This is a genomic window from Alexandriicola marinus (assembly GCF_004000435.1).
GTDB lineage: Bacteria > Pseudomonadota > Alphaproteobacteria > Rhodobacterales > Rhodobacteraceae > Alexandriicola > Alexandriicola marinus.
On the sequence record NZ_RBVZ01000001.1, the window covers coordinates 1,006,951 to 1,031,577 of the forward strand.

The window sequence follows — 24,627 nt, forward strand, 5'->3', positions numbered from 1 at the left end:
CGGGCCCCGCCGCGAATGGGTGGCTTACATGCCGCCCATGGTTTCTTCGTTGGCGATCATCGCCTGCGTCGCAGCAAGCTCCGGATCGGACACAAGGCCGTATTGCGACAGCGGACCCCAGGGACCGGCAACCGCGTCAGAGACGAAGAACTCGGCATATTCCTTGAGGCCCGGGATCACGCCGATATGCGCCTTCTTGATGTAGAAGTAGAGCGGGCGGGACACCGGGTATTCGCCGGATGCGATCGTCTCGACCGTCGGCTCGACACCAGACATGGTCGCGACCTTCAGCGTGTCGGTGTTGTTCTCGTAGAACGCGAGGCCGAACACGCCGATGCCGTTGGTGTTGGCGTCGATGCGGGCCAGCGTCTCGGTGTAGTCGCCGTCGATGTCGACGGAGCGGCCATCGGTGCGCACTTCGAGGCAGGCATCCTCGGCATCGTCCTCGGACATGCCGGCCGCCATCATGGCTTCCATGGCGCCGGTGGCTTCGCAGCCGGCGGCAATGACCTGCTCTTCGAACACTTCGCGGGTGCCGTGCTTGGTGCCGGGGATGAAGGCGAGGATTTCGGCTTCGGGCAGATCGGCGTTGAAGTCGGACCACATGGTGTGCGGGTTGTCGACCAGTTCACCGTCAACCATGACCTTGGGCGCCAGCGCGTTGAAGATGTCGGACGGCGTGAAGGCGTCGAAGGCCGGCCCGTCGATCTGGGAGGCGAAGACGATCCCGTCATAGCCGATCCGGACTTCGATGATGTCGGTCACGCCGTTGGCGGCGCAGGCCTCGATCTCGCCCTCGCGGATCGCGCGGGAGGCGTTGGCGATATCGATCTGGTTTTCACCGACGCCTTCGCAGAAGCGGGCGAGACCGGCCGAGGAGCCACCCGATTCGACGACGGGCGTCGGGAAATCGAAGTTTTCACCGAAGGCTTCGGCCACGATCGAGGCATAGGGCAGAACAGTCGACGACCCTGCAACCTGAACATTGTCGCGCGCGGCGGCAGCGGTCGCGAGGGCAGAAATGGCAATGGCGGATGTCGCCAGTTTCGCGAATTTCATCAGATACTCCTGTTTTCGCTGTCGGCCCGACACCCCTGTCGAACCGTCACCGCCCTGCTATGGATCGGACACAAAGCTTCTGTGACATTCATGTAAAAGTTTCATGACATGACGCAGTTTTCCGGGGGCTACTCCGACACCTCCTCGCGCCCAGAAACAGGAAGGAACACGCTGAAAATACTTCCTTTTCCCGGCTCGCTTTCGATTCTGAGCCGGCCCCGGTGTCGTGTGACGATATGTTTTACAATCGCCAGCCCCAACCCGGTGCCGCCCATTTCGCGCGACCGGTGGGAATCGACCCGGTAGAACCGTTCGGTCAGGCGGGGGATGTGATGTTCCTCGATTCCCTCGCCCTCGTCGGTGACCGACAGCCGCCACGCCATGCGCTGCAACACGGCATCCCGGCCGGGCCCCGCGATGTCGATCCGGACCTGGCCATCGGCGCCGCCGTATTTCAGGGCATTCTCGACCAGATTGGTGACGACCTGCTGCAATTGCCGCACGTCGCCCTGCACCACCGCCTCCGACGGCGCATCGAGCGTGATCCGCCCCGCGCCCGGACCGCCCGACAAGAGCGCGATGGCCTGTTCCGTGATCGCGACCAGATCGGCCTGCTCGCGCGGCTGGACCCGGACTTCCTGTTCCACCCGGCTGAGCGACAGAAGATCGTCGATCAGCCGCGACATGCGTTCGGCTTCACGTTCCATGATCTCGAGGAACCGGTCCTGCGCCTTTGCGTCGTGCCGCGCCGCGCCGCGCAGGGTTTCGACGAATCCGCGAAATGCGGTCAGTGGCGTGCGCAGCTCATGGCTGACGTTGGCCACGAAATCCCGGCGCATCTGGCCGGTTTCCTCGACCGCGGTGATATCCTCGAAACTGATCAATGCGCCGCGGCCATCTTCGGTCGTCACGGGCCGAATGACGGCGCGCCACAGCATTTCGCGCGGATCCTGAAGCTGACGCATCGTCGCCTCGGTGGCTTCGCCGCGGGCCAGTACCCGTTCGACCCCGGACACGATCGCAGGATTTCGAAGGGACACGACGAAATGCTGGCCCACCGCATTGACCCCGAAAAGCGCGATCGCCGGCTCGTTCGCCGCTCTCAAACGCTGATCCGGACCGACGAGAGCCACCGGAAATGGCAGGGCTTCGACAATTTCGCGGAAGACAGCGTCGGCCATTGCAATTCCCGAACAGGAGGCAAGCGCGAGCATCGGCTGGCGATGAGAACCCTTGCGTGGCGAGATCGATCCGCCAATAGTGGAAGTTGAAAAGCCGTTCAACAGCGAAGAACCTCGCGGCGTTCCGTGTGGTTTCTAGTGAGGTGTGTCTTGTGAAGGCAGGTGACGACCTGTTCGGGTCAATGACGACAGGCACGTCTTCGCAGGTCCTCGTGGTCGTCTGCTCTTCACGTTTGCCTGTGGAAACTGCGCCTCCGGACGGCGTGTTCTTCACCTCTTTCGATGACCTGACGGGCGAACTTCTGCTCAGGACAGGGGCGACGATTGTTCTCTCGGCGCTCTGGACCGACGAATTCGATGTGATCGATCTGGCCGGGAAACTGTCGTTGATGGGCTTTACCGGACGCTACCGGGCGGTATCGTCGGGTGTCCCGCGACCGGGATTGATCGTGTCGGATGTGCGCAGGGTCTATCCGTTTCTGGATTTCCGCATCCTGCTGTTTTCCGGCAAGGGCCGTCAGACGACATGGGTCGAATACGACGATCAGGTCTGAGATCAGCTCGCCTCCGTCGCGATCCGTGCCGCATTGACCATCTCCGGGATCAGCAGATCCGGCTCTTCGATCCCCACCGACACCCGGAAGAACCCCTCCGATATGCCGATCGCGGCCCGCGCCGCGGGCGTCAGTGCGCGATGCGATGACGAGGCGGGATGCGACAGCGTCGTGCCCACATCGCCCAGTGTCGGAGCAAAGGCGATATCAGGGGCGGCGCGGGTAAAGGCGTTGGCTGCCGCGCGCCCGCCCTCGAGTTCAAAGCTCAGCATGTTGCCCCCCTGCCCCGCGAACAGCGCCACCGCCCTGTTGTGATCGGGGTGATCGGGACGCGTGGGATAGATCACCCGCGCCACGCCCGGCACCTCCGCCAGCGCGGCCCCCAGCCGGGCGGCGGTGTTCTGCGCGCGTGCGAGCCTCAGATCGAATGAATGCAGCCCCCGCTCGGCCAGCCAGCATTCATAGGGGCTGGGCGTCAGGCCCCATGTGACATTGGCCGTCATGATGGCGTCGCGATGCGCGGGGTCCCTGGCCGCCACATAGCCCAGCGTGACATCGGAATGCCCGGCCAACAGCTTCGTCACCGAATGAATGACGATATCGGCGCCATGGGCGAAAGGCTGATAAAGCCGTGGCGTCGTAAAGGTGTTGTCGACCACCAGAAGGATGCCCCGGTCGCGCGCGATGGCCGCGATCCCCTTCATGTCGGCCACGCGGATCGTGGGGTTGGAGATCGCCTCGACCACGATCATCCGGGTCTCCGGACGGATCGCGGCCTCGATGGCGGCGGCATCGGTCGGATCGGCCAGCGACGTGGCGATCCCCAGCCGGGGCAGATCGTCGTTCATCAGCCTGAGCGTGCGGCCATAGAGCTGATCGCCCCCCAGAACGTGATCGCCCGCCCGCAAGAGGCCAAGGAACGTGGCCGAGATCGCCGACATGCCCGATCCGGTGATGATGCCGGCGGGTTCGAACAGAACGGGCGCGCCTTCGAGCATGTCGATCTTGGCCGCCAGAACATCTGCATTCGGATGCCCCTCGCGGGCATAGGTATAGCCCGTCGCCCCCTCGTATTGCGCATCGAGCGCATCAGGGTCGGGCGAGGCATAGACGACCGACGGCTGCAGGGGCGTTACAACGGGCCGGGAGGTCGAACTGGGCCAATCCGTGCGTCGCACAAGGCTGTCGGGGCGTTTCATTCGATGGCCTCCAGCCCGGCGCGGAACCTTCGGGCATTCGCGACATAATGGCGGGCCGAGGTGATCAACGCGGCGCGGGCCGCATCATCCAGCTGGCGCACGATCTTGCCCGGTGCGCCCATGACAAGGCTGCCATCGGGGATGACCTTGCCTTCGGTGATCAGCGCGCCCGCCCCGATCAGGCAGCCTCTGCCGATCACCGCGCGGTTCAGGATCGTGGCGCCCATGCCGATCAGGCTCCCCTCCCCGATCGTGCAGCCATGCAGCATCGCCTTGTGGCCGATCGTGCAATCGGCCCCGATCGTCAGCGGGCAGCCGGGATCGGTATGAAGCACGCAGTTCTCCTGGATATTCGACCCACGCCCCAGCGTGATCGGTTCATTGTCGCCCCGGATCGTCGCGCCGAACCAGACGGAACTGTCGTCTTCAAGGATGACATCGCCGATCAGGTGACAGCCGGGCGCGACCCAGGCGCTGGCCGCGATGCGGGGGGATATGCCGTCAAGACTATAGATCATCTGGTATCCTCGAATTCGGATTGCAGGGTGCGCACATGGCTGGTCAGGCCGGGCTGCTGCGTCCGGCGCAGGCGTTCGGCGGTGACGATGCTGATCAGGCGCTGTTCGGTCGCGTCCAAATCGTCGTTGATCAGGACGTAATCATAGGCATCCCAATGGCTGATCTCGTCCCAGCTTTTCTGCATCCGCTTGGCGATGGTGGCCTCATCGTCCTGGCCGCGGCTGACAAGCCTGCGATGCAGCTCGGTGATCGAGGGCGGCAGGAAGAACACCGACAGCACATGCTGACCCAGCGACGAATTCTTGATCTGCTGTGCGCCCTGCCAGTCGACATCGAACAGCACGTCGCGCCCGGCCTCGATGCTGGCCTCGACCGGGCCCTTGGGGGAGCCATAGAAATTGCCGAACACATGGGCATGTTCGAGCATCTCGGAATTGGTGACGCGCGACTTGAACTCTGCTTCCGACAGGAACTGGTAGTCACGGCCGTCCACCTCGCCGGGGCGCGGTGGCCGGGTCGTCGCCGAGACCGAGAAGGTGATCGACGGGTCCCAGTCGCGCAGGCGCCGGGTCAGTGTCGTCTTGCCCGCCCCCGAGGGCGACGACAGGATGATCAGCAGCCCGCGCCGGGGCATGGAGAGAGGTGTCGCGTTCATCGCCTATTCCACATTCTGGACCTGCTCGCGCATCTGGTCGATCAGCGTCTTGAGATCGAGCCCGATGCGGGTCAGCGCGGTCGAGCCGGACTTCGAGCACAGGGTGTTGGCCTCGCGGTTGAACTCCTGCATCAGGAAATCGAGCTTTCTTCCGACCGCCCCCTTCGTCGACAGAAGCGTGCGCGCGGCATCGACATGGGCGTTCAGACGATCGAGCTCTTCGGTCACGTCGGCCTTTACCGCGAGAAGCGCCAGCTCCTGCGCAAGGCGGTCCTCCGGCATGTCGGTCCCGGCCTCGCCCAGCCGGGCAACGGCGTCGCGCAGCGCTTGACGCGCCACGGGAAGCCGGGCTTCGGCCGCATCCTGTGCCTCGGTCAGGAGGGCGCCGATCTCATCGAGCCTCTCGGAAAGGATCGTGCGAAGGGCACGGCCTTCTGCCTCGCGCATTTCGCAGAAATCAGACAGAAGCAGGTCGAAATCCGCAAGAAGCGCGGATCGCAGCGCCTCGGTTTCGGCCGGATCGGGTTGGCTGTCCTCCTGCGCCAGCACGCCACGCTGCGACAGCACATCGGCAGCGCTTGGCTGACCTAGCGTGATCCCCAGCGTCATCGCCCTGTCCTGAACCGCATCAAGCGCGCGCAAAACCCGGTCCAGCCGGGCCTCATCGAGGCTGAGCTCCTCTCGTGACGCGTCTCGGCTCAGGCGCAGCCCGATCGTGACATTTCCCCGGTCGATCCGGTGGGTCACGGCGGCGCGGAGCCCCGCCTCCAGCCCCTCGATCCCGTCCGGCAGGCGCAGCCGCAGATCGAGCCCCCGCCCATTGACGGAGCGCATGTCCCAGCTCCAGCCATGGGCCCCGTGGGTGCCGGTCCGGCTGGCAAAGGCGGTCATGGATCGGATCACGGCGCGGGCTCCTGACGATGGATATGCGGGTGTCCGGGCACCTAACGGAAATTGCCCACTCACGGCAAGCCCGACATGGACGCATTAACCACCCGTAAGGAATTCCCGGGATTTCGGTACAAATTGAAGCTATCTTTCGGATAGATTTCATGGGTGGGGAGTTGAGCCGATGTGGCGGGACAAGACCGGTCAGTCGAGTAACGAGGATGTGGGTAACGTGTTGAGGCTGGGCCATCAGCCGGGGCCGTCGCGGCAGATATCTGTCCTGATGGCGCTCGAGGAATACTGGCGCGGGCTGGGGCGAATGGGTGATATTCCGGACCGTCACGACGTGGAGCCGCGCGATATCGGCCCGTGCCTGCGCCATTGCTACATTGCCTCGATCATCGCACCGGGCCTTGCCCGGATCCGGTTCGCGGGACAGGAACTGGAGCAGATCTTCGGGATGGATGTGCGCGGGATGCCGATGAGTGCGCTGTTCGATCCGGGCAGCCGGGTCCGGCTGCACGATGCGCTCGAGCGGATCGCGGCGGCGCCGACGATCGTCGAGCTTCCGCTCGAGACCGGACAACGGGTCTTGCGGCGGCGCCTGGCGGGACGGATGAGCCTCCTGCCGCTGCGGGATGGCGCGGGCGCGGTGACCCATATCCTTGGGGCGGTGATCTTCGACGGCAAGACGGCGACCCGTGGCCCCGCGCAGATCACCATCCCGACAGATCGGGCCTTTCGGGTCGAACGGCTCCACATTGCGCAGCCGCCCCGTGTCGGCTCCGACAAGCCCACATTGCGCCTGGTCGTCGACAACAGCTGACCTTTGCGCCGTCTCTTGCGGTCGGGGACCGATTTCTTTCAAAGAAATCGGATCGGAAACTTTGAAAGTTTCCGTCACCGACAGCAAACAGCCCGGCGTGGCCGGGCTGGGGACGCTCGCTTGTTCATCTCGTCTCACGACGACGTTGCTGATCGTCCCGGCAGATCGTGACCAATGAAAAAGGGGCGGATCGCTCCGCCCCTTTCGCTTGCAGACTGTTATGGCGTGTCAGCCCGCCTTGGCGGTCTCCAGACAGGCGCGGCGGTCGGTCAGTTCCTCGGCCACGAGGAAGGCCAGTTCCAGAGCCTGGCTCGCGTTCAGACGCGGATCGCAGGCGGTGTGATACCGGTCGGACAAATCCTCGTCTGTCAGGGCGCGCACGCCGCCGGTGCATTCGGTGACGTCAGATCCGGTCATCTCGAAATGCACACCGCCGGGGATCGAGCCTTCGGCATTGTGGACGGCGAAGAATTCCTTCACCTCGCGAAGGACGCTGTCGAAGGGGCGCGTCTTGTAGCCGGTCGACGACTTGATCGTGTTGCCGTGCATCGGGTCGCAGGACCACACGACATTTGCGCCCTCTTCCTGAACCGCCTTGACGAGGCGCGGCAGATGTTCGCCCACGGAGCCCGCGCCGAAGCGCGCGATCAGCGTCAGGCGCCCGGCTTCGTTGTTGGGATTGAGCGTGGCCATCAGCGACTTCAGGTGCCCGGTCGTCATGGACGGGCCGCATTTGAGCCCGATCGGGTTCTGCACACCGCGGCAGAATTCCACATGGGCGCCATCGGGCTGGCGGGTCCGGTCGCCGATCCAGATCATGTGACCCGATCCCGCGACCCATTTGCCCGTAGTGCTGTCGACGCGGGTCAGCGCCTCTTCGTATTCCAGAAGCAGCGCCTCGTGGCTGGTGTAGAAATCCACCGATTCCATCGCATGGCTCTGCTCCGACTTGATGCCCGCCGCCGACAGGAAGTCGAGCGTGTCGGAAATCCGGTTCGCCATCTCGCGATAGCGTTCGGCCTCGGGCGCGTCGGTAAAGCCGAGCGTCCAGGCGTGAACCTTGTGGACATCGGCGAACCCGCCTGTCGAGAAGGCGCGCAGCAGGTTCAGCGTGGCGGCCGATTGCAGATAGGCCTGCAACATCCGCTCGGGGTCCGGAATCCGGGCCTCGGGCGTAAAATCGAGCGCGTTGATGATATCTCCGCGGTATGACGGAAGCTCCGTGCCGCCGACCGTCTCTGTCGGGGCCGAGCGCGGCTTGGCGAACTGACCGGCCATGCGGCCGACCTTCACCACCGGCACTTTCGCGGCATAGGTCAGGACCATCGCCATCTGCAGCATGACCTTGAACGTGTCGCGAATCCCGTCTGCCGTGAATTCGGCAAAGCTCTCGGCGCAATCGCCGCCCTGAAGCAGGAACGCGTCGCCGCGCGACACCGCGGCCAGCTCGTTGCGCAGACGGCGCGCTTCTCCGGCGAAGATGAGCGGCGGATAGGATGCGATCCGAGCCTCGACTTCCCGCAGTTTCGCTTCGTCGGTATAGTCCGGCATCTGAACCCTGGGCTTTTGGCGCCAGTCGGATTTGTGCCACTCGGTCATATCTACAGCTCCGTTCGCAGTTATCCCGCCGATCCGTTCGACAGGAACAGGCCGGCTTATAGCGAGACAAACTGCGGTGGCCAACGCCAAATGCCGTGCAAATCAGGCCGATTTGCGGGTTTTTCAGGCAGTGCAAACGCTCTTGTCCTGTTCGGGCAAACCTGTTCACATCATTCGGATACTAAAGGAGCGTCCGGCCTGAGTCGGACGAAAGTGGATGAACGCGCAATCGATCGGAAGTCAAAACCCCAATTCCGGCGATCATCGGCGTTTCGTTTTCCTGCTTCTGGATAACTTCACGCTGCTATGTTTTTCCTGCGCCGTGGAGGCGCTGCGCATCGCGAACCGGATGGCCGGCAAGGAGCTCTACTCCTGGATCGTGGCCGGCGAAGACGGGGTCTCGGCGCGCTGTTCGGCGGGGATCGAGTTCCGGCTCGAGATGGGTCTCGACGAGGTTCAGCGCGACGATACGATCATGATCTGCGGCGGCGTCGATGTTCAGAAAGCCAGCAGCAAGCGCATTCTCAACTGGGTGCGGCGCGAGGCGCGGCGCGGTGTGACGTTGGCCGGGCTGTGCACCGCAGGCTACACCATGGCCAAGGCGGGACTTCTGGACGGCAAACGCGCGACGATCCACTGGGAGAACCAGGACAGCTTCATCGAGGAATTCGACGAGGTGGAATTGACGAAATCCGTCTTCGTGGTCGATGGCAACCGGATCACCACAGCGGGCGGCACCTCATCGATCGACCTGATGCTCAAGATCATTGCCGACGATCATGGCGAATTGCTGGCCAATGCCGTTGCGGATCAGCTGATCTATACCCAGATCCGAACCGATCAGGACACCCAGCGCCTGTCGATCCCGACGCGCATCGGCGTGCGCCATCCCAAGCTGAGCCAGGTGATCCAGATGATGGAGCGCAACATCGAGGAGCCGATCAGCCCCTCGATCCTGGCCAAGGACGTTGGGATGTCGACCCGGCAGCTGGAACGGCTGTTCCGCCGCTATCTGAACCGCAGCCCCAAGAGGTATTACATGGAGTTGCGGCTGTCGAAGGCCCGCAACCTGCTGATGCAGACGGATATGAGCGTGATCAACGTGGCGCTGGCCTGCGGTTTCGCGAGCCCGTCGCATTTCTCGAAATGCTATCGCGCCCATTACGATACGACACCCTATCGCGAACGCGGCAGCCACGCGGCGCGGTTGTCGGTCTGATAGCGTGGCCCGATCGCCCCGGCTCGCGACCGGGCTCCTGGCGGTGGCCCTTCTGGCCCTTGGCGTCGACCGGCTGGTCCTTGCGCCACTGCGGCTGGACACTGCGCTTGGTGCCCTGCCCCGCGTGACCCTGGCCGAAGCGATGGGTCCGGTCGACACCCTGGACTATATCGCCCTTCTGGATGATCGCGATGGCTGGTTCCTGATCGACGATCCATCCCGCGCGGCCCAAAGCCCCTTGGGCGGGATCGGCCTTTCGGGCGGCGCTCATGTGCCCGCCTATTGCGGGGGCGACAGGGGCCGGATTGTCTGGGGCATCAGGGATGCGCAGATCGTCGAGGAAATCGCGTTCTGCGATCCGGCCGCGCTGGATTTGGCGGCGCTGCGTGTGCAGGCCCGACCGATCCGGATGGAGCGCGATCTTCTGACCGGGCAAGAGGTTGAAATTCTGGCGGCCGAGATCGCGGCCGACCCTCTTCGCCTGCCGATCACCCTTCCGCAGGAGAGGATCGACCTGCCCTTCGAACGGATCGTGGTTCTGCCCTGGGTATGGACCGGCCCCGATGATCCGCGCGATCTGTCAGAGGTTCTGCCGATCGGCGCCCAATGGCTGGAACAGGCTCTGACCGGCCAGGATGGGGCCTTCGACATCGAGACGACGACCCAAGCCGGACCCGAGGCCCCCGTGGCGGGCGGAGGACGTGCCCCGGTGGTGCTGGTCGACGGTGATCCGGCTGTCGTGTCGGGCCTCTCTGCCCTGCTGCGGCCAGTCTATTCCGTGCGCTGCACCGAGGCGGCCTGTGCCGCGCTCGATGACCTGTCGACAGGCGACAGTCTCGACCCCTGGCGCGACAGGTCGGTGCTTGATGCCGCCTTGGCCGGTGCGGCCCCGGTTTCCTACGCAGGCGGCAGCGACAGCCTGCCTGACAGGGCGGCGCTTCTCGACGGGGCGATCTCGATCTCTCCGGCGCTGGTATTTCGCCACGCGGTCCGGATCGCCCGCCTCCTGACCGACCCGGCGCAGGAAATGTGACGCGGCGACACCCTGACCATGCGCCATGCTAAATCCTCTTTTCTTTGTGCGTTTGTCTGACTAGCTTCGTCCGAGGAAAAAAATTCAACTGGGAGTAACAAATGAAGAAACTTCTCATGGCCTCCGCCGCGACCGCGATCATGGCAACCGGTGCGCTGGCCGATGCCCACAGCGAAGTGAAGATCGGGATCATCCTCGGGTTCACGGGTCCGCTTGAATCGATCACGCCCGCAATGGGTGCCGGGGCCGAACTGGCGATTGCAGAGGTGAACACTGCCGGCGGCATCATCGACGGCATGACCGTCGCCCCCGTGCGCGCTGACAGCACCTGCATTGATGCCGCCGCCGCCACCGCCGCGGCCGAGCGTCTGATCTCGTCGGAAGGCATCGCCGCGATCATGGGCGCCGATTGCTCGGGTGTGACCGGTGCGATCCTTCAGAACGTGGCCCGTCCGAACGGCATGGTCATGATCTCGCCCTCCGCCACCAGCCCGGCGCTGTCGACCGCCGAGGACGATGGCCTGTTCTTCCGCACCGCCCCCTCTGACGCGCGTCAGGGCGTCGTGATGACCGAAGTCCTGATGGATCGCGGCATCACCGAAGTGGCGCTGACCTATACCAACAACGACTATGGCAAGGGTCTGGCCGACAGCTTCGAAGCTGCCTTCACCGAAGCCGGCGGCACGGTCACGATCAACGCCGCCCACGAAGACGGCAAGGCGGATTACTCGGCTGAAGTCGCGTCGCTGGCCTCCGCCGGTGGCGAGGTCCTCGTCGTGGCGGGCTACACCGACCAGGGCGGCAAGGGCATCATCCAGGCCAGCCTCGATTCGGGGGCCTTCGACACCTTCGTCTTGCCCGACGGCATGGTCGGACAGCAGCTGGTCGACGACATCGGCGCCGATCTGAACGGCTCGTTCGGTCAGTTCCCGGGCACCGACAGCCAGGGTGCCGAGATCTTCCAGGGCATGGCCGCCGAGGCGGGCTTTGAAGGCACCTCCGCCTTCGCACCGGAAAGCTATGACGCCGCCGCGCTGATCATGATGGCGATGCACGCCGCCGGATCGACCGCATCGGCCGATTTCGCACCGCTGATCATGGATATCGCGAACGCGCCGGGCGAGGAAATCTTCCCGGGCGAGCTTGCCAAGGCACTCGAGCTTCTCGCAGCCGGTACCGACATCGACTACGTCGGAGCAACCGCGGTCGAACTGATCGGCCCCGGCGAAAGCGCGGGCAACTACCGCGAGATCGAGATCCAGGACGGCGCCATCGAGACTGTGCGCTTCCGTTAAGGTCTAAGATGCGGCCGGGCCTGCGTGGTCCGGTCGCTTCCGACGCCGGACCGGGGACCGCGCGCCAGTTTGCGCGGTCTCTTTCCATACGGGGAGATCGCCATGATCGCCGTCGAGAATCTACACAAGCACTTTGGCGGCTTTCATGCCGTTGACGGGGCCACGCTCGAAATCGCCGAGGGCTCCATCACGGGGCTGATCGGCCCGAACGGCGCCGGCAAGACGACGCTGTTCAACGTCGTGGCGGGCCACCTGCCGCCGACCTCGGGCAAGGTCATGCTGGCAGGCGAAGACATCACCGGGATGGCGCCGCACGATCTGTTCCACAAGGGCCTGCTGCGCACCTTTCAGATTGCGCATGAATTTTCGTCGATGACGGCGCGGGAAAACCTGATGATGGTGCCCGGCGGCCAATCGGGCGAAGGGCTCTGGACCGCGTGGTTCGGTCGGGGCCGGATCGAACGCGAAGAGGCCGAGCTGCGCCGCAAGGCTGATGAAGTCCTTGACTTCCTGACGATTTCTCATCTTGCCGACGAAAAGGCCGGGAACCTGTCGGGCGGCCAGAAAAAGCTTCTGGAACTTGGCCGCACGATGATGGTGGAAGCCAAGATCGTCTTTCTTGACGAGGTGGGCGCGGGCGTGAACCGCACGCTTCTCAACACGATCGGCGATGCGATCATCCGGCTGAATAAGGAACGGGGCTATACGTTCTGCGTCATCGAGCATGACATGGATTTCATCCAGCGGCTGTGCGATCCGGTGATCGTGATGGCCGAGGGCAAGGTGCTGGCCGAAGGATCGGCCGACCAGATCATGAAAAACGAGGCGGTGATCGAGGCCTATCTCGGCACGGGGCTCAAGAACAAGGCGCAGGCGGGCTGAGACTGCACGCCAATTGCCGGGGGCAAGGAAACTGACAATGGCCGGAGACCCGTTCCTGATCGGCGAAAACATGACCGGCGGCTATGGCCGCGGAGCCGATATCCTGCACGATTGCACCGTTTCGGTGGAAAAGGGCCAGATCGCCGTCATCGTCGGCCCCAATGGCGCGGGCAAATCGACGGCGATGAAGGCCATCTTCGGCATGCTCGACCTGCGGAAGGGCTCGGTCCGGATCGACGGTGAGGATATCACCAGGCTGTCGCCGCAGGCCCGCGTGCCCAAGGGCATGGCCTTCGTGCCGCAGACCTCGAACATCTTCCCGTCGATGACGGTAGAGGAAAACCTCGAGATGGGCGCTTTTCTGCGCCGCGACGATATCCGCGACACGATGGATCAGGTCTATGGCCTGTTCCCGATCCTCAAGGACAAGCGCCGACAGAACGCAGGCGAATTGTCCGGCGGGCAGCGCCAGCAGGTCGCCGTGGGCCGCGCGCTGATGACCCAGCCCAAGGTCCTGATGCTGGACGAGCCCACCGCCGGCGTCAGCCCTATCGTCATGGATGAACTCTTCGACCGGATCATCGAGGTCGCCCGTGCCGGCATCACCATCCTGATGGTGGAACAAAATGCCAAGCAGGCGCTTGATATCGCGGATATCGGTTATGTGCTGGTTCAGGGCAGCAATGCCCATACCGGCACCGGCAAGGAACTTCTGGAGGATCCGGTTGTGCGCCGGACCTTCCTGGGGGGATGAGGGGTGCGTCCTCCTTCCGTCCAGCCGTCGCGCCGACGCCGCACAAGGCGCGCCGTGACGGGAAAGGCTCAGGGCAACGGTGCCCGCAGGTTCGTCTGGACCGCGATCCCGGTCGTCGCACTCCTCGGCGCCGGCACCTTCGGCTTCCTTCTGTTGCGGACGCCCCCATCGCTTGGCTTTGGTCCGGATGCCCTCGCGATGGAGTGCCGGTTCGACAGCTACTGCCGGGGCGAGGATTGCGGCGGCGCCCTGCCCGCCGTCGCGCAGATCGTCATCAACACCTACCGCGGGCGCAGCGCGATGATCTGGGACAGCCCATTGGGTCAGGCCACCGTCCTGCCGGGCGAGACAGAGACGGTCTATGCCGCCCCGATCGACGAGGATATCTGGGCCGTCTTCGTCCTCTCGGCGGAGCGCGCCTTCACCTTCCGAAAGACAGAAAGGCGGATCGATGCAGCCGGATTCGAAACCGGGTCGGGCCAATGTTCCGCCCCAGCCCCTCTGCCCGAGGCCGCATGACCAGATGAGCGAGGAATAATGGATATCCTGAACGCCCTTGTGGCCTTTCTGAATTTCGTCTTCTTTCCGGCACTGGCCTATGGGGCGCAGCTGTCGCTCGGGGCGCTGGGGGTCACGCTGATCTATGGCATCCTGCGGTTCTCGAACTTCGCCCATGGCGACACGATGGCCTTCGGCACGATGGCGACGATCCTTGTGACGTGGCTGTTTCAGGCGGTGGGCATCGGGCTCGGCCCCCTTCCCACGGCGCTTTTGGCCCTGCCCTTCGGCATCGCGGCGACGGCTCTTCTGCTGTTGTTCACGGATCGGGCGGTCTATCGGTTCTACCGGGTCCAGAAGGCCAAGCCGGTGATCCTCGTGATCGTCTCGATGGGGGTGATGTTCGTGATGAACGGCGTCGTGCGCTTCATCATCGGGGTCAATGACATCAACTTCTCGGACGGCCAGAGGTTCATCATTTCTGCCCGCGATTTCAGAGAGATGACGGGCCTTGACGAAGGTCTTGCCATTCGCACGACATCGCTGATCACGCTGGTGACGGCGGCGATCGCGGTGGCGCTTCTGTTCTGGTTCCTCAACAAGACGCGGACCGGGAAATCCATGCGCGCCTTTTCCGACAACGAGGATCTGGCGCTGTTGTCCGGCATCAACCCCGAGCGGGTCGTGGCCGTGACTTGGATCATCGTCGCAGCGCTGGCCACGACTGCGGGGGTGCTCTACGGGCTCGACAAATCGTTCAAGGCCTTCACCTATTTCCAGCTGCTTCTGCCGATCTTCGCCGCGGCCATCGTGGGCGGTCTGGGCAGCCCGCTGGGCGCCATCGCCGGCGGCTTTGTCATCGCCTTCTCCGAGGTCACGATCACCTATGCGTGGAAAAAGGTGCTGGGCTATGTCCTGCCCGAACCACTCGAACCTGACGGTCTCGTCCAGCTTCTGTCGACGGATTACAAGTTCGCCGTAAGCTTTGCGATCCTGATCGTCGTTCTTCTCTTCCGCCCGACGGGCCTGTTCCGGGGACAATCGGTATGACGGATACGAACCGCAACATCCTTTACTTCGCGCTGATGGCCGTTCTGATCGTCGGCACGGGGATGACGCAGGGCTGGAACGTGGCCCTGACGCTTTTGAACATGGGCGTGATCTCGGCGATCCTCGCCATCGGGGTGAACCTGCAATGGGGCTTTGCGGGCCTCTTCAACATCGGGGTCATGGGCTTTGTCGCGCTGGGAGGTCTCGGCGCCGTTCTGGTTTCGATGCCGCCCACCGAGGGCGCATGGAGCGCGGGGGGCTTTCGCATCGTCGGAGCCCTGATCCTCGGGGCCGCGACGATCGTGGCCGCGGTGATCGCACAGCGCCGGATGGCGAAGGGCCGGGCACGCACGCTGGCGACGCTGGCGATCCTGATCGTGGGGTTCTTCGTGTTCCGCGCGGTGTTCGATCCGGGCGTCGAGGCGGTCGAGGCGATCAACCCCGCCGGCACCGGATATCTGGGCGGAATGAACCTGCCTGTCCTGATCGCGTGGCCCGTGGGCGGACTTCTGGCCGCGGGTGCGGCCTGGGTGATTGGCAAGACGGCGCTGGGTCTGCGCTCGGATTATCTGGCGATCGCGACGCTCGGGATCGCAGAGATCGTGATCGCGGTTCTCAAGAACGAGGACTGGCTGAGCCGGGGCGTCAAGAACGTGATCGGCATCCCGCGCCCGGTGCCCTATGAAATCGATCTGCAACAGGATCCGGGCTTTGTCGATCGGGCGACGGGGCTGGGCCTCGATCCGGTGACGGCCTCGACGATCTACGTGAAGTTCGCCTATCTCATCCTCTTCGTGATCGTCCTGCTGATCGTTCTGTGGCTGGCACAGCGGGCGCTCAATTCGCCATGGGGCCGGATGATGCGCGCGATCCGCGACAATGAAACCGCGGCCGAAGCCATGGGCAAGGACGTCAAGGGCCGGCATCTGCAGATCTTCATCCTCGGCTCGGCGATCTGCGGCGTCGCGGGCGCGATGATGACCACGCTCGACAGCCAGTTGACGCCGACCTCCTACCAGCCGCTGCGCTTTACCTTCCTTGTCTGGGTGATGGTGATCGTCGGCGGATCGGGCAACAATTTCGGCGCCGTTCTGGGCGGTTTGCTGATCTGGTGGCTCTGGGTCATGGTAGAGCCCATCGGCCTTGGCCTGATGGAGCTGATCACGGCCGGGATGCCCGATGGCAGCGCCCTGAAGGACCACCTGATCGCCAGTGCCGCGCAAATGCGGCTGCTGACGATGGGGCTGATCCTGCTTCTGGTCCTGCGGTTCAGTCCAAGGGGCCTGATCCCCGAGAAGTAACAAGAAAAGGGGGGCTTCTGCCCCCCTTTCGCTCTCCGGTTTCGATGGACCGGCGTCTCAGCTGTCGAGCTTGCGCAGACGCTTGAACAGCGACGAGGTATCCCAGCGGCCTCCGCCCATCTTCTGCACGTCCTTGTAGAACTGGTCGACCAGCGCCGTCACCGGAAGCGATGCGCCGGTATCCTCGGCCGTGGACAGGCAGATCCGCAGGTCCTTGCGCATCCAGTCGACGGCAAAGCCATGCTCGAATTCATCGTCGAGCATCGTCTCGTAGCGGTTTGCCATCTGCCAGCTGCCCGCCGCGCCGCCCTTGATCACATCGACCACGGCGCGACCGTCCAGCCCGGCTTTCTCGGCGAAATGCAGACCTTCGGACAGGCCCTGCACAAGACCCGCGATGCAGATCTGGTTGACCATCTTGGTCAGCTGACCCGCGCCGCTTTCGCCAAGGCGCGAACACATCTTCGCATAGGCCGCGATCACCGGTTCGGCCCGGTCGTAATGCGCTTGCGCGCCCCCGCACATCACGACCAGCTGGCCGTTCTCGGCGCCTGCCTGCCCGCCCGACACAGGCGCGTCGACAAAGCCCAGCCCGTGGCTGCGGGCCACCTCTTCGAGCTCTGCCGTCACCTGAGCCGAAACGGTGGTGTGATCGACAAAGATCGTCCCCTCGGTCATCGCGCCAAGCGCGCCGTCCTCGCCCAGGCAGACCGAGCGCAGATCGTCGTCATTGCCCACGCAGGCCATGACGAACTCCGCGCCCTCGGCGGCTTTCGCGGGCGTCGGCGCGGCGCGGCCGCCGTTTTTCGCGACCCAGGCCTCGGCCTTTGCCGGGGTCCGGTTATAGACCGTGACCTCGTGTCCGGCGGCGGCAAGGTGCCCCGCCATCGGCGCGCCCATGACACCCAATCCAAGAAATGCGACTTTCGCCATTGCCTTGCCCCTCTCTGCCAGCCCTGTAAAACGGTTCGAGGATTGGTAACGGATGAGCCATCGTCGTCAAGCGGCGACAGGCGCTCCGCTTTGGAGACAGGCAGGTCATGGCGCGCGTTTTCCGGCTCTTGCTGCGACTGACAACGGGGCTTGTCGTCCTTGTTCTGGCGGCCCTGTTCCTTGCCTATTACTTCGGTTCGCGGTCGTTGCCCGACTATTCTGCGGAACGCTCGGTCTCGGGCCTGATCGCCCCGATCGAGATTGTGCGGGACACCTCGAACGTGCCGCATATCTTCGGCGCCACGGATCCCGACATCTATTACGGGCTGGGCTATGCCCATGCGCAGGACAGGTTCTGGCAGATGACGATGCTGCGCCGCACGGCGCAGGGCCGGCTGTCCGAATTGTTCGGAGAGAGAACGTTGTCGACCGACGCGCTCATGCGCAGGCTCGATCTCTACACGCTGGCCGGTCAGTCGGTGGCGGATCAGGACGCCCGCACCCTTGCCGCGCTCGAGGCCTATTCGGCGGGGGTCAATGCCTGGCTGACCGAGGTCAACGCCGGCGCCTTGGGCCGTGGCGCGCCCGAGATGTGGCTTTTCAACCATCCGGTGGCACCCTGGGTGCCCGCCGATAGTCTTGCGATTCTCAAGCTGATGGCCCTGCAATTGTCGGGCCAGATCGAGGCTGAAGTGCTGCGCGCCCGCGTCTCGCTGGCCCTGCCGGACGAGCGGGTCCGAGATATCCTGCCCGATGCGCCGGGCAGCGGGCTTGCGGCCCTGCCCGCCTATGCCATGCTCATGCCAGGGGTCGAGGAGCTTCGCTTTGCGGAAGGTCGCCGGTCTGAGCTGGGCCCGCTGTCCCCTGTCAGCCCCCGGCCCCTGTCGGGCGCGTCGAATTCATGGGCCGCCGCCCCCAATCGCTCGGCCACGGGCTCGACCATCCTCGCCAACGACCCGCATCTGGGCCTGACGGCGCCCGCGATATGGTATCTGGCGCGGCTGGAATTGTCGTCGGGCGGCGTGATCGGCGGTACGATCCCGGGGATGCCGGTGATCCTCTCGGGCCGGTCGGCCAATCTCGGCTGGGCGATCACCTCGAGCTATCTCGACGATCAGGACGTCTTCGTCGAAGAGGTGAACCCCGCCAACACCGACGAATACCGCACGCCCGATGGCTGGGCGCCCTTTGTCACCCGCGACAGCATCATCAACATCAAGGATCGCCCAGGCGTCACCCTGCGCCTGCAATGGACGGTGAACGGCCCCGTCCTTCCGCCGGACATGTATGATCTGGGCACGATCCGTCCGCCGGGCCATGTCACCGCGATCAGCTGGACGGCGCTGTCGCCCGATGACACCTCGATGAGTGCCGCCATCGCCCTGATGCGCGCGCGCAATATCGACGAGGGGCTGGCCGCCGGGGAGCGCTTTGTCGCGCCCTCGCAGAACCTGCTTCTGGCCGATCGCAACCGGATCGCCATGAAGGTGATCGGCGCGATGCCGCGCCGGGATGCCGGTCACGCAAGCCAGGGGCGCTATCCGTCGCTGGGCTATGTCGAGGCGAACCGCTGGCTGGGCACCCTGCCCTATGCCGCGAACCCGCAATTCGTCGATCCGGGCGGCGGGATCCTGGGCAATACCAACAACAAGGTGATCGACCGTCCGTTCCCGCTTCATATGTCGTTCGACTGGGGCGATACGCAGCGGGTGCAGCGCTGGCGGTTCCTGATGCAGAACCGCGAGGTGCATACCCGCGAAAGCTTTATCGAGGCACAGCTCGATACCGTAAGCTACACCGCCCGATCGATCCTGCCGCTCGTGGGGGCAGACCTGTGGTTCACCGGCGATTCCGCGCCCGAGGGAACGCCCGCCCGCCAGCGCCAGAAGGCCCTTGCCCTGCTGTCCGAATGGAACGGCGAGATGAACGAGCACATGCCCGAACCCCTGATCTATTCGGCGTGGGTACGTGCCCTTCAGGACAGGTTGATCCGCGATGAGCTGGGCCCGCTCGCGTCGGAATTCACCCATGTGGAGCCTGTGTTCATCGAACGCGTGTTCCGCGACATCGACGGCGCGGGGGTCTGGTGCGACGTCATCCAGTCGGCCCCGACCGAAACCTGCACGGATATGGCGCGCCTCGCGCTGGATGATGCGATTGTGTGGATCGAGCAGAACTATGGCACGGCGCTGGAATCGCTGCGCTGGGGCGATGCGCACGAGGCCGCGCACGACCACCCCGTTCTGGGCGAAACGCCGATCCTGAACTGGTTCGTGAACATCCGTCAGTCGACCTCCGGCGGCGACAACACCCTGCGTCGCGGCCTGACCTCGGGCACAGATCCCGACCCGTTCCTGAACGTCCATTCCGCAGGCTACCGCGGTGTTTATGACTTCGCCGATCCCGACAGCTCTGTCTTCGTGATCTCGACCGGGCAGTCAGGTCATCTGTTCTCGCGCCATTACGACGATCTGGGGGAGCTGTGGCGGCGTGGGGAATATATCCCGATGTCTCTCGATCCGGCGCTGGCGCGGGCCGGGGCGGTTGGTGTCACGATCCTCCGCCCGGCGCTGGGGAACTGACAAAGGCGCGGGTGATCGCAAGCCCCAGCGTTGCCGAGGTCGCGGACAGGAGCGTGCCCCAGATCAGGTCCGTCCAGAGCATCTGCCATGTCCAGCCCTTGAGCGTGGCAAGGTTCGAGAATTCGTAGGTCCCATACCCCACCGCACCCAGCACCGCCGCCGAGAACCAGACGGCGCCCAGCGACGTCCCGTCACGCAGCGCAGGCAGAGAGACGAACCACAACAGCGCGCCGACAAAGAACAGGTAGAAGACAAGGGCCGGCCCGTAGCGCGGCGTCTCGAGCAGCAAGTGCCCGATATCCCGGTCGAAAACCGGTTTCACGATGTATCGCAGGCCAATGACGTCGGCGGCCAGAAATATCACGACGGTGACGAGGTAGAGGATGGCAATCGACATATGCGGGCTCCGTTCCGGATTCATTTTGATCTCGCCTAAAGTTGCGAGCATTTCCCCCTGACCACCTAGGGCGCCATTCCGAAATTGGTAAGACTGGGAGGGCGAGATTGCGGGCATGCAGGAAATGCCCAAGATCATCGCGATCCTGATCGCCTTCATGTCGCTGCGCAAGCCGGTCGATTTCGTGGTCAAACCGCTGTTTGCGGGTTTGTTCATGTGCCTTTTCGCCTTTGGCGCGGAATTCTACCTGCACGGGGAATTTCTGATCGATTTCGTCGATCTGGTGCTGGTGACGATGGTGGCCTCGCTGCCCTTTTCGGGCATCATCTTTCTGGTCGTGACCTATCTGGACCGGCTTCAGGAAAGGCTTGCGATGATGGCCCTGACAGATCCCTTGACACAGCTTCCCAACCGGCGGGCCTTTCTTGACTGGACGACCCGGGTTCTGAGCCGGATCGATGCTGCCGAACAGGGCGTGCTGATGTTGATCGATGCGGACCGGTTCAAAAGTGTGAACGACAATTGGGGCCATGCGGTGGGCGACCTGTGCCTGCAGCGCGTGGCGGAACGCCTGACGACGGAACTTCGCCCCTTCGATGTGGTCGGGCGATACGGGGGCGAAGAATTCGTCGTCTTTCTGCCCGGCGTCTCGATGGAGGTGGCCTATGAGGTCGGAACGCGCCTGTGTCGTCCGATCCGGATCGAACCCGAACAGCCGCCGGGCCGGATCAGCCTGACCCTGTCGATCGGGGCGGCGCTTGTTCACTATGGCGATCCGCTGCCCGACGTTCTCGTTCAGGCGGATACGGCGCTCTATCGCGCCAAGGCGAACGGACGCGCCCGGGTCGAGATTTGGGATGGCGGGCCGCTACGGCCCTCTGCCGCGGCCTAGCTTCCGTCCGCCTTCCCGGTCAGCCGGGCAAAGCGCGCCTTTTGCCGCTCATTCCAGTTCACGCGGAGTTCCACGCCGGTCTCGACCGGGGTTTCCGCCTCGATCACGCCCTGTTCGTAAAGCCAGGCCCGCGCCCGGCCCGCATCATGCGGCAGGGTCAGTGTCTCGGTCACCGTCTGGGGTTTGAGACGTCGTGCAATCTCGGACACCAGCTGCTGCACGCCGTCACCCGTCAACGCCGAGATCAGGCAGACATCCTCACTCCGGCTTGCCTGAACCTCCATCGCGTCTCGCTCTTCAGGCGGAAGCTGGTCGGCCTTGTTCCAGACCTCGATCATCGGGGTTTCGTTGGCGACGCCTAGACTCGTCAGGATTGCCTCCACATCGGCGGCCTGTTCAGCACTCTGCGCATGGCTGATGTCGCGCACATGCAGGACCAGATCAGCATCCGTCACCTCTTCAAGCGTGGCGCGGAAGGCCGCGACAAGCTCGGTCGGAAGATCCGAAATGAACCCCACCGTATCCGACAGGATGACCTCGTCGCCGGTGGCCAGTTCGACCTTGCGCATGGTGGGATCAAGCGTCGCGAACAGCATGTCCTTGGCCATCACTTCGGCCCCGGTCATGCGGTTGAACAGCGTGGATTTTCCGGCGTTGGTATAGCCGACCAGCGCGACGATGGGGAACGGCACCTTGGCGCGGGCCTTGCGGTGCAGATCGCGCGTGCGCACCACCTTGTCCAGTTGGCGACGCAGGCGGTTGAGCTGTTCGTCGATGGCGCGGCGGTCTGCCTCGATCTGCGTCTCGCCGGGGCCGCCGACGAATCCCAATCCGCCCCGCTGCCGTTCAAGGTGGGTCCACGCCCGCACAAGGCGCGTCCGCTGATAGCTGAGAGCCGCCATCTCGACCTGCAGAACACCCTCGCGGGTGCGGGCACGGTCGGAAAAGATCTCCAGGATCAGACCCGTCCGATCGAGGATTTTGACCCCCCATTCCTTTTCCAGATTGCGCTGCTGAACAGGCGAGACGTGGCCGTCGATCAGCACGAGTTCGATGTCCTGCGCCTTGAACAGCTGGCCCAGTTCCTCGATCTTGCCCTTGCCGAACAGCTTGCCCGGATGGATGCGAGGCAGGCGCACGACCTGCGCACCCTCGACCACCAGCCCCGGCAGGGCGGCGGCCAGCGCCACGGCCTCCTCGAGCGCCGGATCAGGATCGCGTGCGTCCCTGTCCGAGCGGACATGCGGATGCAGCACGAAAGCCGGAGTATCCGGAACCTTGCGGTCCACGCCGCCACCACGGGCGCCCTGTTTCATGATCATCTCACCTTGGGCCGGGCGCGCATCTTGCCGACCTGCCCCGCCCGGCGGCTGGTGCGGATCGCGACTGGCGGGATCAGTCCTCGCCGTCGTAAAGGTTGATCGGCTGCGACGGCATGATCGTGGAAATCGCGCTCTTGTAGACAAGCTGCGACTGGCCATCCCGGCGCAGAAGTACACAGAAACTATCGAACCACGTGATAACGCCTTGCAGCTTGACCCCGTTGATCAGGAAGATCGTGACGGGAACCTTTGTCTTTCGGACGTGATTCAGGAATGCGTCCTGCAGATTCTGCTTGTCGGCGGCCATGACCTGTTTTCCTTGCTCTTGACGGCCTCTGCGGGGCCTCTCCCTCGTTTGGGCCGATTATGTCGTGCCAGCAACTGACATTCCAGCCCAAATTCAAGGCATTGCGCCGGAGTTTCAAGACTGTGCCTTCAACCGCGCCAGAATTCCCTGTTCAGAAGCGCCACGAGGGCCAGTGTCTCGAGCCGTCCCAGAACCATCGCGAGGGCGTAGATCGTCTTGGCAGCATCCGGTATCCCCGCGCTCGAGATCGGGTTTTCAGCGGCAACCGTGGCCAATGGCCCGGTCGTGGACAGCGCTGCCACCGCAAGGATCATCGCCGTTTCGAATTGCACACCCGTCAAGGCCAGAAGCAGCATGATCGCGGCCACGCTAAGCGCGAACAGCATGAAAAAGATCCATGCGATCCTTGCGCCCTGACGCCGGATCCGGCGCGCGGTCTGGCCCGAGCCACCGACGGAATTGGGGTGAACCAGGCGGCCGATCTCGCGCTCACCGTGGCGCATCAGCGCATAGACACGCAATAGTTTCACCCCACCCGCCGTCGTGGCCACGCCGCCCCCCAGAAGTGACAGGCCAACGAGAATCAGCCCCGGCGTCTCCAGCCCTGACCAATCGCCCGCCCGCACCCATTGCGCGGATTCGAATCCCGTCGTCGTCAGGAACGACAGAACGGTGAAGATGCTGCCCCAGAGGGCGGCAAACGCCGACGCCGCATTGCCCGCCTCCCGATCCTCGACCGCGCCAACATAATGCCGCACGAACAGCAAGAGCGGGATCATGACGACCAGAACAATGGCAATCTGGATTTCCGGATCGCGAAACAGCGACCGGTCGTCATCTGACAGAACCCCACGCGAGAACGTCAGGCGCGAGACCCCGAAAATCAGGAAGGCGAAGATCACCACCTCGCCCGCAAAGCCCGAGCCCGCGAATTGCGTCCCGCCGGTGGGCGATATGCCCGATGTGGCCAGAACCGACATCGCATGGCAGATCGCGGTCAGCGGCGTCTCGCCGGCGACGAGCAGCGCGACCCAGAGCGCAAGCGTAAGCCCCACATAGATCGGCATCAGCTTGGCGCCAAAGCGCACCAGCCGTTCGGATGGGGCATGAAGTTGCTGCCCGGTCAACTGGCCCAGAGACGGGTCCTCTCCGCGGGCCGCCGCCCGCACTTCGAAGCCACCGATGTTCATCGGCGCAAAAACCGCAAGTGCCGCGACCCAGATCAGCAAACCGCCCAGCCAGCCAACGGTGGCGCGCCACAGGTGGAGCCCCGGTGCGATATCGCCGGGATCGTCGAAGAGCGTGGCCCCGGTCGTCGTGAAGCTCGAGATCATTTCGAACCATGCGTGCAGGAAACTCAGGTCCGGCACCGCTTCGTGAAAGGGAATGGCGAAGAGAACCGGCAGGATCGCGAAACTGGCCAGCAGTCCTGTCAGTTGGCTCTTGCCAAGGTCAGACCGGCGCTGGCCCTGCGTGGCGATCGCGATCAGAAGCGTCAGGACAAGCGACATCATCATCGCGAAGAGAAACGCCCGCGCCACGACGAAATCGCCGGTAGTCAGCGCATAGGCTGCGGGGGCCGCCATGGCCGCCGATCCCACCCCCATGACCAGCACGATAAAGGGCATGTCCGCGATCCGGGTGGAGGCGTTCGCCGTTTTCCGCGTGGTGGCCATGGCGTG

At 64.2% G+C, this 24,627-nt stretch carries 24 protein-coding genes; 12 read left to right on the plus strand and 12 right to left on the minus strand.

Going from position 1 to position 24,627, the window contains the following annotated elements:
- Positions 1-24: 24 nt before the first annotated feature.
- Complete coding sequence (locus EP376_RS04915) at positions 25-1,059, minus strand: substrate-binding domain-containing protein (protein ID WP_127654402.1); 1,035 nt, start codon at positions 1,057-1,059, stop codon at positions 25-27.
- Positions 1,060-1,187: 128 nt separating this feature from the next.
- Positions 1,188-2,240: an ATP-binding protein gene (locus tag EP376_RS04920; protein WP_127654403.1), complete on the minus strand. Its 1,053-nt coding sequence runs from the start codon at positions 2,238-2,240 to the stop codon at positions 1,188-1,190.
- Between the two features lie 152 nt (positions 2,241-2,392).
- Here EP376_RS04920 and EP376_RS04925 point away from each other — a divergent pair, with 152 nt between their 5' ends.
- Entirely contained in the window at positions 2,393-2,794 is a 402-nt protein-coding gene (locus EP376_RS04925; RefSeq protein WP_127654404.1) for a hypothetical protein, read from the plus strand.
- 2 nt (positions 2,795-2,796) lie between these two features.
- Here EP376_RS04925 and EP376_RS04930 read toward each other — a convergent pair whose 3' ends face one another.
- Genes EP376_RS04930 through EP376_RS04945 form a run of 4 tightly spaced genes read right to left on the minus strand, consistent with a single transcriptional unit; the run spans position 2,797 to position 6,070 of the window.
- Positions 2,797-3,993, minus strand: a complete 1,197-nt coding sequence (locus EP376_RS04930; RefSeq protein ID WP_127654405.1) for a trans-sulfuration enzyme family protein — start codon at positions 3,991-3,993, stop codon at positions 2,797-2,799.
- Positions 3,990-4,511, minus strand: a complete 522-nt coding sequence (locus EP376_RS04935; RefSeq protein ID WP_127654406.1) for a gamma carbonic anhydrase family protein — start codon at positions 4,509-4,511, stop codon at positions 3,990-3,992. The genes EP376_RS04930 and EP376_RS04935 overlap by 4 nt, the downstream gene beginning before the upstream one ends.
- Positions 4,508-5,167, minus strand: a complete 660-nt coding sequence (gene gmk / locus EP376_RS04940) for a guanylate kinase (RefSeq protein ID WP_238928575.1) — start codon at positions 5,165-5,167, stop codon at positions 4,508-4,510. The genes EP376_RS04935 and gmk overlap by 4 nt, the downstream gene beginning before the upstream one ends.
- Before the next feature lie 3 nt (positions 5,168-5,170).
- Entirely contained in the window at positions 5,171-6,070 is a 900-nt protein-coding gene (locus tag EP376_RS04945; RefSeq protein ID WP_127654407.1) for a YicC/YloC family endoribonuclease, read from the minus strand.
- Positions 6,071-6,239: 169 nt separating this feature from the next.
- On the opposite strand from EP376_RS04945, the gene EP376_RS04950 reads away from it, so the two are divergent.
- On the plus strand, positions 6,240-6,881 hold the full coding sequence (locus EP376_RS04950) for a PAS domain-containing protein (protein WP_127654408.1): 642 nt from the start codon (positions 6,240-6,242) through the stop codon (positions 6,879-6,881).
- Positions 6,882-7,109: 228 nt separating this feature from the next.
- Here the strand turns inward: EP376_RS04950 and EP376_RS04955 are convergent, their stop codons facing one another.
- Positions 7,110-8,480, minus strand: a complete 1,371-nt coding sequence (locus tag EP376_RS04955) for a class II 3-deoxy-7-phosphoheptulonate synthase (protein WP_127654409.1) — start codon at positions 8,478-8,480, stop codon at positions 7,110-7,112.
- Between the two features lie 217 nt (positions 8,481-8,697).
- Here EP376_RS04955 and EP376_RS04960 point away from each other — a divergent pair, with 217 nt between their 5' ends.
- The 8 genes from EP376_RS04960 (at position 8,698) to EP376_RS04995 (ending at position 16,512) form a co-directional block, all read left to right on the plus strand.
- Positions 8,698-9,699, plus strand: a complete 1,002-nt coding sequence (locus EP376_RS04960; RefSeq protein WP_127654410.1) for a GlxA family transcriptional regulator — start codon at positions 8,698-8,700, stop codon at positions 9,697-9,699.
- A 4-nt stretch (positions 9,700-9,703) separates the two neighbouring features.
- Positions 9,704-10,732, plus strand: coding sequence for a hypothetical protein (locus EP376_RS04965; protein WP_127654411.1), 1,029 nt, complete (start codon positions 9,704-9,706; stop codon positions 10,730-10,732).
- 101 nt (positions 10,733-10,833) lie between these two features.
- Positions 10,834-12,027, plus strand: coding sequence for an ABC transporter substrate-binding protein (locus EP376_RS04970; protein ID WP_127654412.1), 1,194 nt, complete (start codon positions 10,834-10,836; stop codon positions 12,025-12,027).
- 102 nt (positions 12,028-12,129) lie between these two features.
- Complete coding sequence (locus tag EP376_RS04975; protein ID WP_127654413.1) at positions 12,130-12,909, plus strand: ABC transporter ATP-binding protein; 780 nt, start codon at positions 12,130-12,132, stop codon at positions 12,907-12,909.
- Positions 12,910-12,946: 37 nt separating this feature from the next.
- On the plus strand, positions 12,947-13,663 hold the full coding sequence (locus tag EP376_RS04980) for an ABC transporter ATP-binding protein (RefSeq protein WP_127654414.1): 717 nt from the start codon (positions 12,947-12,949) through the stop codon (positions 13,661-13,663).
- 54 nt (positions 13,664-13,717) lie between these two features.
- A complete protein-coding gene (locus tag EP376_RS04985) occupies positions 13,718-14,182 on the plus strand; it encodes a hypothetical protein (RefSeq protein WP_127654415.1) in 465 nt (154 codons plus the stop codon).
- 18 nt (positions 14,183-14,200) lie between these two features.
- Entirely contained in the window at positions 14,201-15,211 is a 1,011-nt protein-coding gene (locus tag EP376_RS04990) for a branched-chain amino acid ABC transporter permease (protein WP_127654416.1), read from the plus strand.
- Positions 15,208-16,512, plus strand: a complete 1,305-nt coding sequence (locus EP376_RS04995; RefSeq protein ID WP_127654417.1) for a branched-chain amino acid ABC transporter permease — start codon at positions 15,208-15,210, stop codon at positions 16,510-16,512. The genes EP376_RS04990 and EP376_RS04995 overlap by 4 nt, the downstream gene beginning before the upstream one ends.
- 57 nt (positions 16,513-16,569) lie before the next feature.
- On the opposite strand, the gene EP376_RS05000 is transcribed toward EP376_RS04995, so the two are convergent.
- Entirely contained in the window at positions 16,570-17,445 is an 876-nt protein-coding gene (locus tag EP376_RS05000) for an NAD(P)-dependent oxidoreductase (RefSeq protein ID WP_127654418.1), read from the minus strand.
- A 107-nt stretch (positions 17,446-17,552) separates the two neighbouring features.
- On the opposite strand from EP376_RS05000, the gene EP376_RS05005 reads away from it, so the two are divergent.
- Positions 17,553-20,027 carry a penicillin acylase family protein gene (locus EP376_RS05005; protein WP_127654419.1) on the plus strand — a complete coding sequence of 825 codons (2,475 nt, stop codon included), beginning with the start codon at positions 17,553-17,555 and terminating at the stop codon, positions 20,025-20,027.
- Here the strand turns inward: EP376_RS05005 and EP376_RS05010 are convergent.
- Positions 19,996-20,424, minus strand: coding sequence for a DUF2177 family protein (locus tag EP376_RS05010; protein WP_127654420.1), 429 nt, complete (start codon positions 20,422-20,424; stop codon positions 19,996-19,998). The two genes, EP376_RS05005 and EP376_RS05010, sit on opposite strands and share 32 nt — an antisense overlap.
- A 124-nt stretch (positions 20,425-20,548) precedes the next feature.
- Between EP376_RS05010 and EP376_RS05015 the strand changes: the two genes are divergently transcribed.
- Complete coding sequence (locus EP376_RS05015; protein ID WP_203338825.1) at positions 20,549-21,316, plus strand: GGDEF domain-containing protein; 768 nt, start codon at positions 20,549-20,551, stop codon at positions 21,314-21,316.
- Here the strand turns inward: EP376_RS05015 and hflX are convergent.
- The 3 genes from hflX to EP376_RS05030 all read right to left on the minus strand — a co-directional run bounded on the left by hflX (position 21,313) and on the right by EP376_RS05030 (position 24,621).
- Positions 21,313-22,632, minus strand: a complete 1,320-nt coding sequence (gene hflX / locus EP376_RS05020; protein ID WP_127654422.1) for a GTPase HflX — start codon at positions 22,630-22,632, stop codon at positions 21,313-21,315. The genes EP376_RS05015 and hflX overlap by 4 nt on opposite strands.
- A 79-nt stretch (positions 22,633-22,711) precedes the next feature.
- Complete coding sequence (gene hfq / locus EP376_RS05025) at positions 22,712-22,945, minus strand: RNA chaperone Hfq (RefSeq protein WP_127654423.1); 234 nt, start codon at positions 22,943-22,945, stop codon at positions 22,712-22,714.
- 128 nt (positions 22,946-23,073) lie between these two features.
- Positions 23,074-24,621 (minus strand): TrkH family potassium uptake protein, encoded by a 1,548-nt coding sequence (locus EP376_RS05030; protein ID WP_238928576.1) that lies wholly within the window; start codon positions 24,619-24,621, stop codon positions 23,074-23,076.
- Positions 24,622-24,627 lie beyond the last annotated feature (6 nt).

What these genes read in the sequence shown, in the direction of transcription:
- EP376_RS04955 (WP_127654409.1), bottom strand. Translation starts at nt 8,480, where the DNA reads ATGACCGAGTGGCACAAATCCGACTGGCGCCAAAAGCCCAGGGTTCAG.
- EP376_RS04995 (WP_127654417.1), top strand. Translation starts at nt 15,208, where the DNA reads ATGACGGATACGAACCGCAACATCCTTTACTTCGCGCTGATGGCCGTT.
- EP376_RS04960 (WP_127654410.1), top strand. Translation starts at nt 8,698, where the DNA reads ATGAACGCGCAATCGATCGGAAGTCAAAACCCCAATTCCGGCGATCAT.
- EP376_RS04930 (WP_127654405.1), bottom strand. Translation starts at nt 3,993, where the DNA reads ATGAAACGCCCCGACAGCCTTGTGCGACGCACGGATTGGCCCAGTTCG.
- EP376_RS04980 (WP_127654414.1), top strand. Translation starts at nt 12,947, where the DNA reads ATGGCCGGAGACCCGTTCCTGATCGGCGAAAACATGACCGGCGGCTAT.
- EP376_RS05015 (WP_203338825.1), top strand. Translation starts at nt 20,549, where the DNA reads ATGCCCAAGATCATCGCGATCCTGATCGCCTTCATGTCGCTGCGCAAG.
- hfq (WP_127654423.1), bottom strand. Translation starts at nt 22,945, where the DNA reads ATGGCCGCCGACAAGCAGAATCTGCAGGACGCATTCCTGAATCACGTC.
- EP376_RS04970 (WP_127654412.1), top strand. Translation starts at nt 10,834, where the DNA reads ATGAAGAAACTTCTCATGGCCTCCGCCGCGACCGCGATCATGGCAACC.
- EP376_RS05010 (WP_127654420.1), bottom strand. Translation starts at nt 20,424, where the DNA reads ATGTCGATTGCCATCCTCTACCTCGTCACCGTCGTGATATTTCTGGCC.
- EP376_RS04920 (WP_127654403.1), bottom strand. Translation starts at nt 2,240, where the DNA reads ATGGCCGACGCTGTCTTCCGCGAAATTGTCGAAGCCCTGCCATTTCCG.
- EP376_RS05005 (WP_127654419.1), top strand. Translation starts at nt 17,553, where the DNA reads ATGGCGCGCGTTTTCCGGCTCTTGCTGCGACTGACAACGGGGCTTGTC.
- EP376_RS05000 (WP_127654418.1), bottom strand. Translation starts at nt 17,445, where the DNA reads ATGGCGAAAGTCGCATTTCTTGGATTGGGTGTCATGGGCGCGCCGATG.
- gmk (WP_238928575.1), bottom strand. Translation starts at nt 5,167, where the DNA reads ATGAACGCGACACCTCTCTCCATGCCCCGGCGCGGGCTGCTGATCATC.
- hflX (WP_127654422.1), bottom strand. Translation starts at nt 22,632, where the DNA reads ATGAAACAGGGCGCCCGTGGTGGCGGCGTGGACCGCAAGGTTCCGGAT.
- EP376_RS04990 (WP_127654416.1), top strand. Translation starts at nt 14,201, where the DNA reads ATGGATATCCTGAACGCCCTTGTGGCCTTTCTGAATTTCGTCTTCTTT.
- EP376_RS04975 (WP_127654413.1), top strand. Translation starts at nt 12,130, where the DNA reads ATGATCGCCGTCGAGAATCTACACAAGCACTTTGGCGGCTTTCATGCC.
- EP376_RS04915 (WP_127654402.1), bottom strand. Translation starts at nt 1,059, where the DNA reads ATGAAATTCGCGAAACTGGCGACATCCGCCATTGCCATTTCTGCCCTC.
- EP376_RS04935 (WP_127654406.1), bottom strand. Translation starts at nt 4,511, where the DNA reads ATGATCTATAGTCTTGACGGCATATCCCCCCGCATCGCGGCCAGCGCC.
- EP376_RS04950 (WP_127654408.1), top strand. Translation starts at nt 6,240, where the DNA reads ATGTGGCGGGACAAGACCGGTCAGTCGAGTAACGAGGATGTGGGTAAC.
- EP376_RS05030 (WP_238928576.1), bottom strand. Translation starts at nt 24,621, where the DNA reads ATGGCCACCACGCGGAAAACGGCGAACGCCTCCACCCGGATCGCGGAC.